16 protein-coding genes are annotated in these 16524 nt (G+C 71.5%); 13 read left to right on the forward strand and 3 right to left on the reverse strand.

The features are described from left to right. Positions 1–142: 142 nt before the first annotated feature. Complete coding sequence (locus ACQPXS_RS39055; RefSeq protein ID WP_433456161.1) at positions 143–637, forward strand: ATP-binding protein; 495 nt, start codon at positions 143–145, stop codon at positions 635–637. A gap of 795 nt (positions 638–1432) precedes the next feature. Here the strand turns inward: ACQPXS_RS39055 and idi are convergent. The 3 genes from idi to galE form a co-directional block, all read right to left on the reverse strand. After that, entirely contained in the window at positions 1433–2026 is a 594-nt protein-coding gene (idi, locus tag ACQPXS_RS39060; RefSeq protein WP_356311116.1) for an isopentenyl-diphosphate Delta-isomerase, read from the reverse strand. A gap of 199 nt (positions 2027–2225) precedes the next feature. Continuing rightward, entirely contained in the window at positions 2226–3167 is a 942-nt protein-coding gene (locus ACQPXS_RS39065) for a cation diffusion facilitator family transporter (protein WP_433454198.1), read from the reverse strand. A gap of 157 nt (positions 3168–3324) precedes the next feature. Beyond that, complete coding sequence (gene galE, locus ACQPXS_RS39070) at positions 3325–4296, reverse strand: UDP-glucose 4-epimerase GalE (protein WP_433454200.1); 972 nt, start codon at positions 4294–4296, stop codon at positions 3325–3327. A gap of 265 nt (positions 4297–4561) precedes the next feature. Between galE and ACQPXS_RS39075 the strand changes: the two genes are divergently transcribed. The 12 genes from ACQPXS_RS39075 to ACQPXS_RS39130 all read left to right on the forward strand — a co-directional run bounded on the left by ACQPXS_RS39075 (position 4562) and on the right by ACQPXS_RS39130 (position 16522). After that, a complete protein-coding gene (locus ACQPXS_RS39075; RefSeq protein ID WP_433454202.1) occupies positions 4562–6367 on the forward strand; it encodes a DUF5941 domain-containing protein in 1806 nt (601 codons plus the stop codon). Further along, positions 6364–7116 (forward strand): phosphocholine cytidylyltransferase family protein, encoded by a 753-nt coding sequence (locus ACQPXS_RS39080; RefSeq protein WP_351807018.1) that lies wholly within the window; start codon positions 6364–6366, stop codon positions 7114–7116. The genes ACQPXS_RS39075 and ACQPXS_RS39080 overlap by 4 nt, the downstream gene beginning before the upstream one ends. After that, a complete protein-coding gene (locus tag ACQPXS_RS39085; protein WP_433454203.1) occupies positions 7104–8165 on the forward strand; it encodes an iron-containing alcohol dehydrogenase family protein in 1062 nt (353 codons plus the stop codon). The genes ACQPXS_RS39080 and ACQPXS_RS39085 overlap by 13 nt, the downstream gene beginning before the upstream one ends. After that, complete coding sequence (locus ACQPXS_RS39090) at positions 8143–8922, forward strand: CDP-alcohol phosphatidyltransferase family protein (protein ID WP_351807020.1); 780 nt, start codon at positions 8143–8145, stop codon at positions 8920–8922. The genes ACQPXS_RS39085 and ACQPXS_RS39090 overlap by 23 nt, the downstream gene beginning before the upstream one ends. A gap of 8 nt (positions 8923–8930) precedes the next feature. Beyond that, complete coding sequence (locus ACQPXS_RS39095) at positions 8931–9803, forward strand: glycosyltransferase family 2 protein (RefSeq protein WP_433456162.1); 873 nt, start codon at positions 8931–8933, stop codon at positions 9801–9803. Between the two features lie 60 nt (positions 9804–9863). Beyond that, entirely contained in the window at positions 9864–10793 is a 930-nt protein-coding gene (locus tag ACQPXS_RS39100) for an ABC transporter permease (protein WP_399180186.1), read from the forward strand. 79 nt (positions 10794–10872) lie between these two features. Continuing rightward, entirely contained in the window at positions 10873–11613 is a 741-nt protein-coding gene (locus ACQPXS_RS39105; protein WP_351807056.1) for an ABC transporter ATP-binding protein, read from the forward strand. 329 nt (positions 11614–11942) lie between these two features. After that, on the forward strand, positions 11943–12869 hold the full coding sequence (hpnC, locus tag ACQPXS_RS39110; RefSeq protein ID WP_433454206.1) for a squalene synthase HpnC: 927 nt from the start codon (positions 11943–11945) through the stop codon (positions 12867–12869). Next, complete coding sequence (gene hpnD / locus ACQPXS_RS39115) at positions 12866–13828, forward strand: presqualene diphosphate synthase HpnD (RefSeq protein WP_433454208.1); 963 nt, start codon at positions 12866–12868, stop codon at positions 13826–13828. The genes hpnC and hpnD overlap by 4 nt, the downstream gene beginning before the upstream one ends. Further along, entirely contained in the window at positions 13828–13956 is a 129-nt protein-coding gene (locus tag ACQPXS_RS39120) for a DUF6380 family protein (protein ID WP_433454210.1), read from the forward strand. The genes hpnD and ACQPXS_RS39120 overlap by 1 nt, the downstream gene beginning before the upstream one ends. Further along, positions 13953–15386, forward strand: coding sequence for a hydroxysqualene dehydroxylase HpnE (gene hpnE / locus ACQPXS_RS39125; protein ID WP_433454211.1), 1434 nt, complete (start codon positions 13953–13955; stop codon positions 15384–15386). Before ACQPXS_RS39120 ends, hpnE begins: the two co-directional genes overlap by 4 nt. A 71-nt stretch (positions 15387–15457) precedes the next feature. Continuing rightward, complete coding sequence (locus ACQPXS_RS39130; protein ID WP_433456163.1) at positions 15458–16522, forward strand: polyprenyl synthetase family protein; 1065 nt, start codon at positions 15458–15460, stop codon at positions 16520–16522. The last annotated feature ends 2 nt before the right edge of the window (positions 16523–16524 follow it).

Below are 16524 nucleotides of genomic sequence, written 5' to 3' on the forward strand. Positions count from 1 at the left end.
GTCCCACACGTGACCGTGTCATACGCACTCGGTCAAAACCGTTCGATACCCGCTGACTTGTGTTCACTCCTGCGGACCGGAGCGGATCGTTACCAACACTCGACGTGTGGTGACAATCGAGCGCGAGGGTGGCGACCGGACGATGGACAACCACGGGCGCGGTGACGGGCCGCGCCCAGCGGGGGGCGCCGAGCGGCTGCCCGATCCACTGCCGTACGAAGGCGTCTGGCGGTTCACCGCCGCCGCGGTGGACGCCTCGGTCCCGCAGGCCAGGCACGCCGTACGGGATCTGCTGGTGCGCCAGGGCGTACCGGTCTCCGACGAGCTGGTGTACGGCCTGCTGCTGATCGTCTCCGAGCTGGTCACCAACGCGGTCCGGCACGCGGCGCTGCTGTCGCCGATGCTGGCCGTGGAGGTCGCCGTCGGGGCCGAGTGGGTGCGGGTGTCCGTGGAGGACAACCACCCCTACCGTCCGACCGCCCTGGAGGCCGACCACGGCCAGACCGGGGGCAGGGGCCTGCTCCTGGTCCGTGAGGTGGCGCACGAGGCGGGCGGGACGGTCGATGTGGAGCACACCGCGAGCGGCGGCAAGGTGATCTGGGCCGCCCTGCCCCTCAAACCGGCGACGCTCCCGTAGACCCGCGCCGAGCCGCCTTGTCACCGCAGACCCCCAAGACCGCCGAACCGCGGCCGGTGAGTCAGCCGTGGCCCCGGGTCGGCGGGAGCGCCGTGGCCCCGGGACCGAGGAGGTTGCCGTACCGGAGGCCGGTGAGACTGTGGTGCCCTGCGGGCCGGTGCGAGTGCCGTAGCGCTGCTGGCCGGCGAGGCTGCCGACCCGGCAGGCCTTTGCGCGTGCTCCGGCGGGCCGGCGAGAGCCGTGGTCCGGAGGCCGGCGAGGTTGCCGTACCGGAGGCCGGTGAGAGTGTGTGGCCCTTCGGGTCGGCGCGAGTGCTGTAACGCTGCGGGCCGGCGAGCCTACCGAGGCCGGTTGCCGTACCGAAGCCGGCGAGACTGTGTGGCCCTTCGGGTCGGCGCGAGTGCTGTAACGCTGCAGGCAGGCGAGGCTACCGAGGCCCCGGGGCCGACCAGGGTGCCGTACCGGGGGCCGGTGAGATTGCGTGGTCCCGCGGGCCGGCGAGAGCCGTGGTCCCGAGGTCGACGAGGTTGCCGTACCGGAGGCCGGTGAGACGGCGTGGCCCGGCGGGTCGGCGCCAATGCTGTAACGCTGCAGGCCCCCGAGGCTGCCGAACCGCGGGTCGGCGAGAGCGCCGTAACGCTGCCGGCCGGCGAGGCGCCGACCCGGCAGGCTTCTGTGCGTGCCCCCGCAGGCCGGCGAGGCTGCCGTGGCCTGGGGTCGGCGCGGGTGCTGAATCGCGGGCCCGTCGGTGCTGTCGTAGCGTCGCGGGCCCGCCGTGTAGGTGCCCTGCGCGGCTCACCAGCCCGCGGACGCGCCCGTCAGTTCTCTGATCGCCGGGCGGGCCGCGTCCAGGACGGTCATGAACCACGCCGAGAAGGGATCGCGGGCGTGCCGCTCGGCCAGCTCGGCGGGCGTCACGAAGGCGGTCTGGGCGACCTCCTCCGCGTCCGGCGCGAGCGGCGCCTGCACCAGGCCGACGAACAGGTGGTTGTACTCCTGCTCGACCAGGCCCGAGGCCGGGTCCGGGTGGTTGTAGCGGACCGTGCCCGCCTCCGCCAGCAGCGACGGGGACACGCCGAGCTCCTCGAAGGTACGCCGGGCGGCGGCGGCGAACGGCGCCTCGCCCGGGTACGGATGACCGCAGCAGGTGTTGGACCACACACCGGGGGAGTGGTATTTGCCGAGGGCCCGCTGCTGCAGCAGCAGCCGGCCCTGCTCGTCGAAGAGGAACACCGAGAACGCGCGGTGCAGCTGTCCCGGCGGCTGGTGCGCGGCGAGCTTCTCCGCCGTGCCGATCGTCACACCCTTCTCGTCGACCAGTTCCAGCAAAATCGCCTCTGCGGTGCCATTCGACGAGCTGTGCGTCGCGGTGGCAGGTGTGATCGGCATACCCATCCTTCGCCTCGGTCTTCGCACCCCAAGTCTGCCGTACGAATCCGGCACTCCCGGCACTTCCCCGCACGTCCGCGCGCGGCGCGGTACCGGAAGGCGGACCCGGTAGATCATCTGCCCTATCAGGAGATCACGGAACCGTCAGGGGTGGGTGCCGAACGCCCGTGCGCCTCGTCGGTGGTGTCCTCGCGCCCCGTCAGTGGCACAGCCGGACCTCGTGCTCCGCGTGCCCGCTCGGCTCCAGCTGGAAGGTGCAGTGCTCCACGTCGAAGTGGTCGCCGAGGCAGCCCTGCAGCTCGTGCAGCAGCTTCTCGTGGCCGATGGCGCTGATCACGTCGGACCGGACCACCACATGCGCCGACAGCACCGGCATCCCGGAGGTGATCGTCCACGCGTGCAGGTCGTGGACGTCCTCCACGCCGTCCAGCGCCAGGATGTGCGCCCGCACCTCGGCCATGTCGACGCCCTTCGGGGCCGCCTCCAGCAGCACGTCCAGCGTCTCGCGCAGCAGCTTCAGCGTCCTCGGCACGATCATCACGCCGATGATCAGCGAGGCGACCGGGTCGGCGCCCTGCCAGCCGGTGGTCAGGATCACCGCCGCCGACACCAGCACCGCGAACGAGCCCAGCGCGTCCGCGGCGACCTCCAGGAAGGCGCCGCGCACGTTCAGGCTCTCCTTCTGCCCGCGCATCAGCAGGGTCAGCGAGACCGAGTTCGCGACCAGGCCGATCAGACCGAACACGATCATCAGGCCGCCACGGGTCTCCGCGGGCGTCACGAACCGCTGGATCGCCTCGTACAGGACGTATCCGCCGACCCCGAGCAGCAGCACACAGTTGGCCAGGGCGGCGAGGATCTCGGCGCGGGCGAAGCCGAAGGTGCGGTTGGTGCTCGGCGGGCGGTTGGCGAAGTGGATCGCGAGCAGGGCCATGCCGAGGCCCACCGCGTCGGTCGCCATGTGCGCCGAGTCCGCGATCAGCGCGAGGGAGTCCGCGAGCAGACCGCCGACGATCTCCACCACCATGATCGTGAGCGTGATGCCCAGCGCGATCCGCAGCCGGCCCCGGTACGCTGCCGCGGCCGTACCCGTGGGCGGCGCATGGCTGTGTGCGTGCCCGTGGTCGTGCCCTGCCCCCATGACATCCGCCCTTCCGTATCCGTCCGGCTCGGCCCAGTGAACTACGGGTGGGGGGTATGGGGCAACGCGGCACTGAACACCGTTGTCATGTGCCCTGACCTGCGGAAACGTTCCGCAGGTCAGAACGGGTGCGGCTGGGCCTCGGTTCGTCCTCGGCTCAGCCGCCGTGGTGCAGCCGCCAGCCCTGCCAGGCCGAGGCGACCATCTCGTGGACCCCGTGCCGGGCCCGCCATCCCAGCCGTTCGGCGGCCCGCTCGGCCGAGGCGACCGCGCGCGGCGCGTCCCCCGGCCGGCGCGCCTCCACCACCGGCTCCCGGCGGTCACCGGTGACCTCGCTGACGACCGTGATCAGCTCGCGCACCGAGACGCCCTCGCCCCGCCCGATGTTCAGCGTCAGATCACCGGACACGCTCCCGTCGGCGAGCCGGCGGGCGGCGGCGAGGTGGGCCTCGGCGAGATCGGCCACATGGATGTAGTCCCGGACGCAGGTGCCGTCCGGTGTCGGATAGTCGGCACCGAAGATCCGCGGGGCCTCGTCGCGGGTGAGCCGGTCGAAGACCATCGGCACGATGTTGAACACGCCGGTGTCCGCGAGTTCCGGTGCCGCGGCGCCCGCCACGTTGAAGTAGCGCAGGCACACCGTGGAGATTCCGTGCGCCTTTCCGGCCGCCCGCACCAGCCACTCACCGGCCAGCTTGGTCTCGCCGTACGGGTTCACCGGCGCGCACGGGGTGTCCTCCGTGATCAGGTCCACGTCCGGGTTGCCGTACACCGCCGCCGACGAGGAGAACACCAGGCGCTCGATCCCCGCCTCGGCGACCGCGTCCAGCAGGGTGGCCAGACCGCCCACGTTCTCCTGGTAATAGCGGGTGGGCTGTGCCACCGACTCGGCGACCTGCTTGCGCGCCGCGAGGTGGACGACGCCCGTGACGTCGTACGCGGCGAGGACCCGCTTCAGCCCCTCGCCGTCCAGCGTCGAGCCCTCGACCAGCGGGACGTCCGCGGGCAGCCGCGCGGGCACCGCCGCCGAGAGGTCGTCCAGCGCCACGACGCTCTCCCCGGCGCCTGCCATGGCCCGTGCCACGTGCGCCCCGATGTATCCGGCTCCGCCGGTGATCAGCCACGTCATGGTCGTTCACCCTATGCCGACGCGCCGGGTGTCCCGGATGCCCGGGTCTGCGCCCTTGGGTTTGTGGGCCGGGCCCCGGATCCCCGATGATGATCGCGGCAAAGGCCGGGGCAGCCCCCGTGGGCCGGGCCGTGAACGGCCGGTGAACAAGGGCTCCTGCCCATCCGATAGCCTCTGCCGACATGCCGCCCGGGTGCCGCTGGCAGGGCGCCCCACCACGCAAGAGACCGGCGCCACCGCGCCGGCACCCAGGGAGTGAGTTCGGTTGTCGACCGCCATCGTCACCGGTCAGCCGGTCCCCGGATCGTCCCTCGAGAACGATCTGCGGTCCCTCGGCTTCGACGTCCGGGTCGCAGCGGACGCCGCCGAGGCCGAGACCCTGCTCGCCGCCGCACCGGCCGGCGACCGCGTGGCCCTGGTCGACGCCCGCTTCGTCGGTCACCAGCACGCCCTGCGTCTCGGCCTGACCGACCCGCGCTTCCCGCTCAGCGCGATCCCCGGCGCCGTGACCGCCCAGCCGGCGGCCCGGCAGGCCATGACCCGCGCCGTGGCCCAGGAGACCACCGCGGGCGGCGGCACCGCGCTCGCGGTGGACAGCCTCGCCGACCGCGTCGTCACCGCCCTCGACGCCGACGGTGGCGAGGTGCACCGGCCGGAGCTGGGCAGCCTGGTCGCCGCGGTCCCCGCCGACCCCCAGGCCCGCAACGAGGCGCGGCAGGCCGTGGCCGCCGTCGACGACGAGGCCGTACGCCTGAAGTCGGCGGTGAAGTCCCGAGACGGCTTCTTCACCACCTTCTTCATCAGCCCCTACTCGCGCTACCTCGCCCGCTGGTGCGCCCGCCGCGGACTGACCCCGAACCAGGTCACCACGGCCTCGCTGCTCACCGCCCTGATCGCGGCGGGCTGCGCGGCCACCGGCACCCGCGGCGGCTTCATAGCGGCCGGCGTGCTGCTGATCGCCTCCTTCGTGCTGGACTGCACCGACGGCCAGCTCGCCCGCTACGCCCTGAAGTACTCCACGCTCGGCGCCTGGCTCGACGCCACCTTCGACCGGGCCAAGGAGTACGCCTACTACGCCGGCCTCGCGCTGGGAGCGGCCCGGAGCGGCGGCCATGACGACGTATGGGCGCTCGCGCTCGGCGCCATGGTCCTGCAGACCTGCCGGCACGTGGTCGACTTCTCCTTCAACGAGGCCAATCACGACGCCGCCGCCAACACCAGCCCCACCGCGGCGCTCTCCGACAAGCTGGACAGCGTCGGCTGGACGGTGTGGCTGCGGCGGATGATCGTGCTGCCGATCGGCGAGCGGTGGGCGATGATCGCGGTCCTCACCGCGGCCACCACCCCCCGCATCACCTTCTACGCGCTGCTCATCGGCTGCGCCTTCGCGGCGGCCTACACCACGGCGGGCCGCGTGCTGCGCTCCCTGACCCGCAAGGCCCGGCGCACCGACCGGGCGGCCCGGGCGCTGGCGGACCTCGCCGACTCCGGACCGCTCGCGGACGCCGTCAAGCAGGTCGCCAAGCGGGGCCTGCCGGGTCTCGCCGTGCCCGCCGTCGCGCTCCTGGGCGGTGCCGCGGTTGTCGGCTGCTCCGCCCTCAGCGGCCACGGCTCGGTGCTGCCGGTGATCGGCGCCCTGCTCTACGTCCTCACCTCGGCCCTCGCCGTCGCCCGTCCCCTCAAGGGCGCCCTCGACTGGCTGGTCCCGCCCTTCTTCCGGGCCGCCGAGTACGGCACCGTGCTCGCCCTCGCCGGTAAAGCAGGGGTGAACGGTGCCCTTCCTGCGGCTTTCGGCCTGGTGGCGGCCGTCGCCTACCATCACTACGACACGGTGTACCGCATCCGCGGCAACGCCGGAGCGCCCCCGGCCTGGCTGGTGCGCGTCATCGGCGGGCACGAGGGGCGGACGCTGCTCGTCACCGTTCTGGCCGCGGTGCTCACCGCCTCGCAGTTCACGGTCGCGCTCACGGTCCTCGCCGTGGCCGTCGCCCTCGTGGTGCTCGCCGAGAGCATCCGCTTCTGGGTCTCCGCCGGGGCCCCAGCCGTACACGACGAAGGAGAACCCGCATGATCGGCCTCGTGCTGGCGGCCGGCGCCGGACGGCGTCTGCGCCCCTACACCGACACCCTGCCCAAGGCGCTGGTGCCGGTGGGGCCCGCGGGCATAGAGGACTCGATCACGGTGCTCGACCTGACCCTCGGCAACTTCGCCGAGATCGGCCTGACCGAGGTCGCGATCATCGTCGGCTACCGCAAGGAGGCCGTGTACGAGCGCAAGGCGGCCCTGGAGCAGAAGTACGGCCTCAAGCTCACGCTCATCGACAACGACAAGGCCGAGGAGTGGAACAACGCCTACTCCCTGTGGTGCGGCCGTGACGCCCTCAAGGACGGCGTGATCCTCGCCAACGGCGACACCGTGCACCCGGTCTCCGTCGAGAAGACGCTGCTCGCGGCCCGCGGCGAGGGGAAGAGGATCATCCTCGCGCTGGACACCGTGAAGAACCTCGCCGACGAGGAGATGAAGGTCGTCGTCGACCCCGAGAAGGGCATGACGAAGATCACCAAGCTGATGGACCCCGCCGAGGCCACCGGTGAGTACATCGGCGTCACCCTGATCGAGGGCGACGCCGCCCCCGAGCTGGCCGACGCGCTGAAGACGGTCTGGGAGACGGACCCGCAGCAGTTCTACGAGCACGGGTACCAGGAGCTGGTCAACCGCGGCTTCCGGATCGACGTGGCGCCGATCGGCGACGTCAAGTGGGTCGAGATCGACAACCACGACGACCTCGCCAAGGGACGGGAGATCGCGTGCCACTACTGACCCGGCTGATTCCCTCGCCGGTCGTCGTGGACATCCGCCCGGGTGCCCTGGACGACCTGGCCGGCGTCCTCGCCGACGAGCGCATCGCCCAGTCCGGCCGGCTCGCCGTCGCCGTCAGCGGCGGCTCCGGCTCGAAGCTGCGCGAGCGCATCGCCCCCTCGCTGCCCGACGCCACCTGGTACGAGGTCGGCGGCGGCACCCTGGACGACGCGATCCGGCTGGCCGGCGAGATGAAGTCCGGCCACTACGACGCGGTGGTCGGCCTCGGCGGCGGCAAGATCATCGACTGTGCCAAGTTCGCGTCGGCACGCGTCGGCCTGCCCCTGGTCGCCGTGCCGACGAACCTCGCGCACGACGGCCTGTGCTCGCCGGTCGCGACGCTCGACAACGACGCGGGACGCGGCTCCTACGGTGTGCCGAACCCCATAGCGGTCGTCATCGACCTGGACGTGATCCGCGAGGCCCCGGCCCGTTTCGTCCGGGCCGGCATCGGCGACGCGATCTCCAACATCAACGCGGTCGCGGACTGGGAGCTGTCGAACCGGGTCAACGGCGAGAAGATCGACGGTCTCGCCGCGGCCATGGCCCGCCAGGCCGGCGAGGCGGTGCTGCGCCACCCCGGCGGCATCGGCGACAACGAGTTCCTCCAGGTGCTCGCCGAGGCGCTCGTCCTCAGCGGCATCTCGATGTCGATCTCCGGCGACTCCCGCCCGTCCTCCGGCTCCTGCCACGAGATCAACCACGCCTTCGACCTGCTGTTCCCCAAGCGGGCGGCCGCCCACGGCGAGCAGTGCGGACTCGGCGCGGCCTTCGCGATGTACCTGCGCGGGGCGCACGAGGAGGCCGTCCACACCGCCGGCGTGCTGCGCCGGCACGGGCTCCCGGTGCTGCCGGAGGAGATCGGCTTCACCGTGGACGAGTTCGTGCGCGTGGTGGGGTTCGCCCCGGAGACCCGCCCCGGCCGTTACACGATCCTCGAACACCTCGACCTCAAGACGAACCAGATCAAGGACATCTACGCCGACTATGTCAAGGCCATCGGTAGCTGAACTCCGTCCGGTCGTCCACCCCGCGGGGGTGAAGGACCGGCGCAGCGGTGAGCACTGGATGGGACGCCTCTACATGCGTGAGGTGTCCCTGCGGGTCGACCGCTACCTGGTCAACACCAGGGTCACGCCCAACCAGCTCACGTACCTGATGACCGTCTTCGGTGTGCTGGCGGCCCCGGCGCTCCTGGTGCCGGGGATCCCGGGCGCCGTGCTCGGCGTGGTCTGTGTCCAGATGTACCTGCTGCTGGACTGCGTCGACGGCGAGATCGCGCGCTGGAAGAAGCAGTACTCGCTGAACGGCGTCTACCTGGACCGGGTCGGCGCCTATCTGACCGACGCCGCGGTGCTCACCGGCTTCGGGCTGCGCGCCGCCGACCTGTGGGGCAGCGGCCGCATCGACTGGCTGTGGGCCTTCCTCGGCACCCTGGCCGCGCTCGGCGCCATCCTGATCAAGGCCGAGACGGACCTGGTCGGCGTCGCCCGCCACCAGGCCGGCAAGCCCCCGGTCAAGGAGGCCGCCGCCGAGATGCGCTCCTCCGGGATGGCGCTGGCCCGCCGGGCCGCCGCCGCCCTGAAGTTCCACCGGCTGATCCTCGGCATCGAGGCGTCCTTGCTGATCCTGGTCCTGGCGATCGTCGACCAGGCGCGCGGCGACCTGTTCTTCTCCCGGCTGGGTGTGGCGGTGCTGGCCGGCATCGCCCTGCTGCAGACCCTGCTGCACCTGGTGTCCATCCTCGCCTCCAGCAGGCTGAAGTGAGCACGGCCATGCGGGTCGGCGCCGTCGTCATCACCATGGGCAACCGCCCCGAGGAGCTGCGGGCCCTGCTCGACTCGGTCGCCAAGCAGGACGGCGACCCGGTGGAGGTGGTGGTCGTCGGCAACGGCTCGCCCGTCCCGGACGTCCCCGAAGGCGTGCGGACGATCGAGCTGCCCGAGAACCTGGGCATCCCCGGCGGCCGCAACGTCGGCATAGAGGCCTTCGGCCCCGGCGGCCGGGATGTCGACATATTGCTCTTCCTCGACGACGACGGGCTGCTCGCCCGGCACGACACCGCCGAGCTGTGCCGCCAGGCCTTCACCGCGGATCCGGAGCTGGGCATCGTCAGCTTCCGGATCGCCGATCCGCAGACCGGCGAGACCCAGCGCCGCCACGTGCCCCGGCTGCGCGCCTCCGACCCGATGCGCTCCTCCCGGGTGACCACCTTCCTGGGCGGCGCCAACGCCGTCCGTACCCGGGTGTTCGCCGAGGTCGGCGGGCTGCCGGACGAGTTCTTCTACGCCCACGAGGAGACCGACCTGGCCTGGCGGGCCCTCGACGCCGGCTGGATGATCGACTACCGGTCCGACATGGTGCTGTACCACCCGACGACCGCGCCCTCGCGGCACGCGGTCTACCACCGCATGGTCGCCCGCAACCGCGTCTGGCTGGCCCGCCGCAACCTCCCCGCCCTGCTGGTCCCCGTCTACCTCGGGGTCTGGCTGCTGCTCACCCTGCTGCGCCGCCCCTCCCGCCCGGCGCTGCGGGCCTGGTTCGGCGGCTTCAAGGAGGGCTGGACCACGCCGTGCGGCCCCCGCCGCCCGATGCGCTGGCGCACGGTGTGGCGGCTGACCCGGCTGGGCCGTCCCCCGGTGATCTGAGAAGCTTCTCTTACCCGAAGAGAGCAAGCTTCTTACCAAAGAGAGTCCGGATTTCCACTCGTGAGTCACACAACCCATGACGGCGGTGTCGCGGTGAGCGCGATACCGTCGCCCGACGAGGGACTGACGGCGGCGCAGCTCGCCGCCAAGTACGGGCTCGCCGTGAGCGGCGCCCGGCCCTCGCTGTCCGAGTACGTCCGCCAGCTGTGGGGGCGGCGCCACTTCATCCTGGCCTTCTCCCAGGCGAAGCTCACGGCGCAGTACAGCCAGGCCAAGCTGGGCCAGCTGTGGCAGGTGGCGACGCCGCTGCTGAACGCGGGCGTGTACTACTTCATCTTCGGCGTGATCCTGCACGCGAGCCGCGGTCTGTCCCAGGACGTGTACATCCCGTTCCTGGTCACGGGCGTGTTCGTGTTCACCTTCACGCAGAGCTCGGTCATGTCGGGTGTCCGTGCGATCTCCGGCAATCTCGGCCTGGTGCGGGCCCTGCACTTCCCGCGCGCCTCGCTGCCCATCTCCTTCTCGCTGCAGCAGCTCCAGCAGCTGCTGTTCTCGATGATCGTGATGTTCGTCGTGGCGATCGGCTTCGGCAGCTACCCGAGCCCCGCCTGGCTGCTGATCGTGCCGGTCCTGCTGCTGCAGTTCCTGTTCAACACCGGGCTCGCGATGATCGTGGCCCGCATGGGCGCCAAGACGCCGGACCTCGCCCAGCTGATGCCGTTCATCCTGCGTACCTGGATGTACACCTCCGGCGTGATGTTCTCCATCAACAAGATGATGGAGGGCCGCTCCGAGATCGCGGTTCGGCTGCTCCAGGTCAACCCGGCCGCCGTCTACATGGACCTGATGCGCTACGCGCTGATCGACGGCTACGGCGCCTCGAACCTGCCGCCGCACGTGTGGGCCATCGCGCTGTTCTGGGCCGTGGTCGTCTTCGCCGGCGGGTTCGTGTACTTCTGGAAGGCGGAGGAGAGGTACGGCCGTGGCTGAGCTGAACGCAGAGCACAACGCAGAGCAGAACTCGGGGCAGAACGCCGAGCAGAACACCGGGGAGCTTCGCCCCACCGTCATCGCGGACGACCTGCACATCGTCTACCGCGTCAACGGCGCCAAGACCGGCAAGGGCAGCGCGACGGCCGCCCTGAGCCGCATCATCAAGCGCGGCGAGGAGCGCGGGGTGCGCAAGGTGCACGCCGTGCGCGGTGTGTCCTTCGTCGCCTACCGCGGCGAGGCCATCGGCCTGATCGGCTCCAACGGCTCCGGCAAGTCCACGCTGCTGCGTGCCATCGCCGGCCTGCTGCCCGCCGAGAAGGGCAGGGTCTACACCGACGGCCAGCCCTCGCTGCTCGGCGTCAACGCGGCCCTGATGAACGACCTGACCGGTGAGCGCAACGTCATCCTGGGCGGTCTCGCCATGGGGATGTCCCGCGAGCAGATCAAGGAGCGCTACCAGGACATCGTCGACTTCTCGGGCATCAACGAGAAGGGCGACTTCATCACCCTGCCGATGCGCACATACTCCTCCGGTATGGCCGCCCGGCTCCGGTTCTCCATCGCCGCCGCCAAGGACCACGACGTCCTCATGATCGACGAGGCGCTCGCCACCGGTGACCGCAAGTTCCAGAAGCGCTCCGAGGAACGCATCCGGGAACTGCGCAAGGAGGCCGGCACGGTGTTTCTGGTCAGTCACAACAACAAGTCCATCCGCGACACCTGCAACCGTGTTCTGTGGCTGGAGCGCGGTGAGCTGCGCATGGACGGACCGACCGAAGAGGTCTTGAAGGAATACGAGAAGTTCACGGGCAAGTAGCCCGTTTCGGCCAGGGCCCCGCCGGAAGCCGTCCGGCGGGGCCGGCGTATGCAAAGGAACCGTCAACTCCGTTTGATCCGAGGAATCTTGGAGCCAATCGGTGTGTTGTTGTGATGTGCAGGACACCCCGACGGACCTCACTGCGTTGTACAACGTAAGCTGTACCGGTGCCGGAAAGCGGCAAGTGGGGCGATAATGCGCGACACCCCGCGCCGGGGCGACCCCGCGGATTGCCGGGCGGCGTGTCCGAAATAGTGTCTATTGGGTCGGCAGTGTAGAACGGGAGATGTGACGGCAATGGCTACGGAAACTCCCCAGCTCAACGCAGCATGTGCCGTCCCCGCGCATGGCAGCGCCCGGTGACGGCCACCGAAACGGCGCCGGATCCGGAGCGCGCCACCCTGGACAAGGCCACGAGCGAGAACTTTCCCGTGGCCCCCTTCTTCCTGCCCAAGGCCTGGCGCACCGACCTCATGGCCGTCTACGGCTTCGCCCGCCTCGTCGACGACATCGGTGACGGCGACCTCGCCCCCGGCGGCGCCGACGCCCGGCTGCTCGGCGTGTCGCCGGCCGAGTCCGAGGACCGCCTGGTCCTCCTCGACGCCTTCGAGGCCGACCTGCGCCGTGTCTTCGACGGCACCCCGCGCCACCCCCTGCTGCGCCGCCTCCAGCCCACCGTCCGCCGATGCTCCCTCACCCCCGAGCCCTTCCTCGGCCTGATCGCCGCCAACCGCCAGGACCAGCTCGTCGCCCGCTACGAGACCTACGACGACCTCCTCGCCTACTGCGAACTGTCCGCCAACCCCGTCGGCCGCCTCGTCCTCGCCGTCACCGGCACCTCGACCCCCGAGCGGATCCGCCTCTCCGACGCGATCTGCACCGCGTTGCAGATCGTGGAGCACCTCCAGGACGTCGCGGAGGACCTCGGCCGCGACCGGATCTACCTCCCGGCCGCGGACATGAAGCGCTTTCACGTCCAGGAAACGGATCTCTCCGCGAAAACCGCGAGCGCATCGGTGCGCGCCCTGGTTGCATACGAGGCACAACGCGCCCGCGATCTGCTGAATGAAGGCGCCCCCCTGGTGGGTAGCGTCCACGGCAGGTTGAAGCTGCTGCTCGCAGGGTTCGTGGCGGGGGGAAGGGCGGCGATCAGGGCGATCGCCGCCGCCGAATACGACGTACTTCCCGGCCCGCCCCGACCCGGCAAGGTCCAGTTGCTGCGTGAGACGGGCGTGATCCTGCGAGGAGAGGGGTGATCCGGACCGTGGATTCTCCGTCGCAGGTGTCCGCACCGGTACTCGCCGCCTACAGCTACTGCGAGACCGTCACCGGGCAGCAGGCGCGGAACTTCGCCTATGGCATCCGCTTGCTGCCCACGCCCAAGCGCCGCGCCATGTCGGCGCTGTACGCGTTCTCCCGGCGCGTGGACGACATCGGCGACGGCGACCTGGCCGACGAGGTGAAGCTGAAGCGGCTGGAGGACACCCGGGCGCTGCTCGCCCGGGTCCGGGAGGACGAGGTCGAGGAGGACGACACCGATCCGGTCGCCGTCGCCCTCGCCCATGCCGCGCGCGCCTTCCCGATCCCGCTCGGCGGGCTCGACGAGCTCATCGACGGCGTCCAGATGGACGTGCGCGGCGAGACCTACGAGACCTGGGACGACCTGAAGGTCTACTGCCGGTGTGTCGCCGGTGCCATCGGCCGCCTCTCGCTCGGCGTGTTCGGCACCGAACCGGGCGCGCGCGGCGCCGAGCGCGCACCCGAGTACGCGGACACGCTCGGCCTCGCCCTGCAGCTGACCAACATCCTCAGGGACGTCCGGGAGGACGCGGACGGCGGCCGTACCTACCTGCCCGCCGACGACCTCGCCAAGTTCGGCTGCTCCGCCGGGTTCCACGGGCCGACCCCGCCGGAGGGCTCCGACTTCGCGGGCCTCGTGCACTTCGAAGTGCGCCGGGCTCGCGCCCTCTTCGCCGAGGGCTACCAGCTGCTGCCCATGCTCGACCGGCGCAGCGGCGCCTGCGTCGCCGCCATGGCCGGCATCTACCGCCGGCTGCTGGACCGCATCGAGCGCGACCCGGAGGCCGTGCTGCGCGGCCGGGTCTCGCTGCCCGGACGCGAGAAGGCCTATGTCGCCGTACGCGGTCTGTCGGGTCTGGACACCCGGCATGTGAGCCGCCAGGTCTCCCCGCGCTCGGTCAGGAGGCGCGGCTGATGGACCTCACCGAACCAGAAGACACGCGGCAGGCAACCCTCCACTGCGGCGTGGCGTCCCTGACTGCGACGGCCGACCGTGCACCGTTCAACCTGCACGCTCGCCACGCACGGAAGGACGCACGATGAGCGACGGCTCACGCCCCGCACAGCAGCACGCCACCGCGGGAGAAGAGGGTGCGGCAGGCCGCAGCGCCGTCGTGGTCGGCGGCGGGCTCGCCGGGATCACCGCGTCGCTCGCGCTCGCCGACGCGGGCATGCGCGTCACCTTGCTCGAAGGCAGGCCCAGGCTGGGCGGCCTCGCCTTCTCCTTCCAGCGCGGCGACCTGACCGTCGACAACGGCCAGCACGTGTACCTGCGCTGCTGCACCGCCTACCGCTGGTTCCTCGACCGGATCGAGGGCGCGGCGCTGGCACCGCTGCAGGACCGCCTGGACGTGCCCGTCGTCGACGTCGCCAAGCCCGAGGGCAGACGGCTCGGCCGGCTGCGGCGCGACCCGCTGCCCGTCCCCCTCCATCTGGGGCGCAGCCTGGCCGCCTATCCGCACCTCTCGCTCGCCGAGCGCGCCGCGGTCGGGCGGGCCGCGCTCGCGCTGAAGGGGCTCGACCTCGCCGATCCGGCCCTGGACACCCAGGACTTCGGCAGCTGGCTGGCCGCGCACGGCCAGTCGGCGCGCGCCGTCGAGGCCCTGTGGGACCTGGTCGGGGTCGCCACCCTCAACGCGGTCGCGGGCGACGCCTCACTGGGGCTCGCCGCGATGGTGTTCAAGACCGGTCTGCTGTCCGACCCGGGCGCGGCCGACATCGGCTGGGCCCGCGTCCCGCTGGGCGAACTGCACGACCGGCTGGCCCGCAAGGCGCTCGACTCCGCGGGCGTCCGTACCGAGGTCCGTACACGCGTCACCTCCGTCTCTATCAACGAGAACGGCACCTGGAGCGTTCAGGTTCCCGGCGAGCGCCTGGAAACCGACGCCGTCGTCCTCGCCGTTCCCCAGCGCGAGGCCCACGACCTGCTGCCGCCCGGCGCCCTCGACGCCCCCGGGCAGCTGCTGGACATCGGCACCGCGCCGATCCTCAACGTCCATGTCGTCTACGACCGCAAGGTGCTCGCGCGCCCCTTCTTCGCGGCCCTCGGCACCCCCGTGCAGTGGGTGTTCGACCGCACCGATGCCTCCGGACTGAGCGAGGGTCAGTACCTCGCACTGTCCCAGTCGGCCGCGCAGGAGGAGATCGATCTGCCGGTCGCCGAACTGCGCGAGCGCTATCTGCCCGAGTTGGAGCGGCTGATCCCGGGTACGCGGGGCGCCGTGGTGAAGGACTTCTTCGTGACCCGGGAGCGCACGGCCACGTTCGCCCCCACCCCCGGCGTCGGGCGGCTGCGGCCCGGCGCCCGCACCAAGGCCCCCGGCCTGTACCTGGCCGGAGCGTGGACCGCCACAGGGTGGCCCGCGACCATGGAGAGTGCGGTCCGCAGTGGAGTGAGCGCGGCCGATGCCGCCCTCAGTGCCCTGGGCCGGCCCCGCCCCCGCCATCTCTTCGAGTTCGAGGAGGCGGCCTGATGCTCGATCAGGAGCCCGCGGCAGGCCCCCGCACCCCCGGTACCGCAACAAGAGGAGAGACTGTGCCCACTGTGCCCCCGGCCTCGACGCCCGCCCCACGGGCCGCGGTGGACGTGACCGCGCTGCTGGAGCGCGGCCGCACCCTGGCCACTCCGGTCCTGCGTGCGGCCGTCGACCGGCTGGCGTCTCCGATGGACACCGTCGCCGCCTACCACTTCGGCTGGATCGATGCCCAGGGCAATCCGGCCGACGGCGACGGCGGCAAGGCCGTGCGTCCCGCGCTCGCCGTGCTCTCCGCCGAGGTCACCGGCGCCGCGCCGGAGGTGGGCATCCCCGGCGCCGTCGCCGTCGAACTCGTCCACAACTTCTCGCTGCTGCACGACGACCTGATGGACGGCGACGAGCAGCGCCGGCACCGCGACACCGTCTGGAAGGTGCACGGCCCCGCCCAGGCGATCCTGGTCGGCGACGCCCTGTTCGCCCTGGCCAACGAGATCCTGCTGGAGCTCGGCACCGTCGAGGCCGGCCGCGCCACCCGCAGGCTCACCACCGCCACCCGCGCCCTGATCGACGGTCAGGCGCAGGACATCTCCTACGAGCACCGCGACCGGGTCACCGTCGAGGAGTGCCTGGAGATGGAGGGCAACAAGACCGGCGCGCTGCTCGCCGCCTCCAGCTCCATCGGCGCGGTCCTCGGCGGCGCCGACGCCGCCACCGCCGACGCCCTGGAGCGGTACGGCTACCACCTCGGCCTCGCCTTCCAGGCCGTCGACGACCTGCTCGGCATCTGGGGCGACCCGGAGGCCACCGGCAAGCAGACCTGGAGCGACCTGCGCCAGCGCAAGAAGTCCCTGCCGGTCGTCGCCGCGCTCGCGGCCGGCGGCTCCGCCTCCGAGCGGCTCGGCGAGATCCTCGCCGCGGACGCCAAGAGCAGCGACTTCGAGAACTTCTCCGAGGAGGAGTTCGCGGCCCGCGCGGCTCTCATCGAGCAGGCCGGCGGCCGGGACTGGACGGCCGGGGAAGCGCGCCGTCAGCACACCATCGCCATCGAAGCCCTCGACGCCGTCGACATGCCCGACCGGGTGCGTGACTCCTTCACGGCGCTCGCCGACTTCGTCGTCGTACGAAAGAGATGATC

The organism is Streptomyces sp. CA-142005 (assembly GCF_050942335.1).
Lineage (GTDB): Bacteria > Actinomycetota > Actinomycetes > Streptomycetales > Streptomycetaceae > Streptomyces.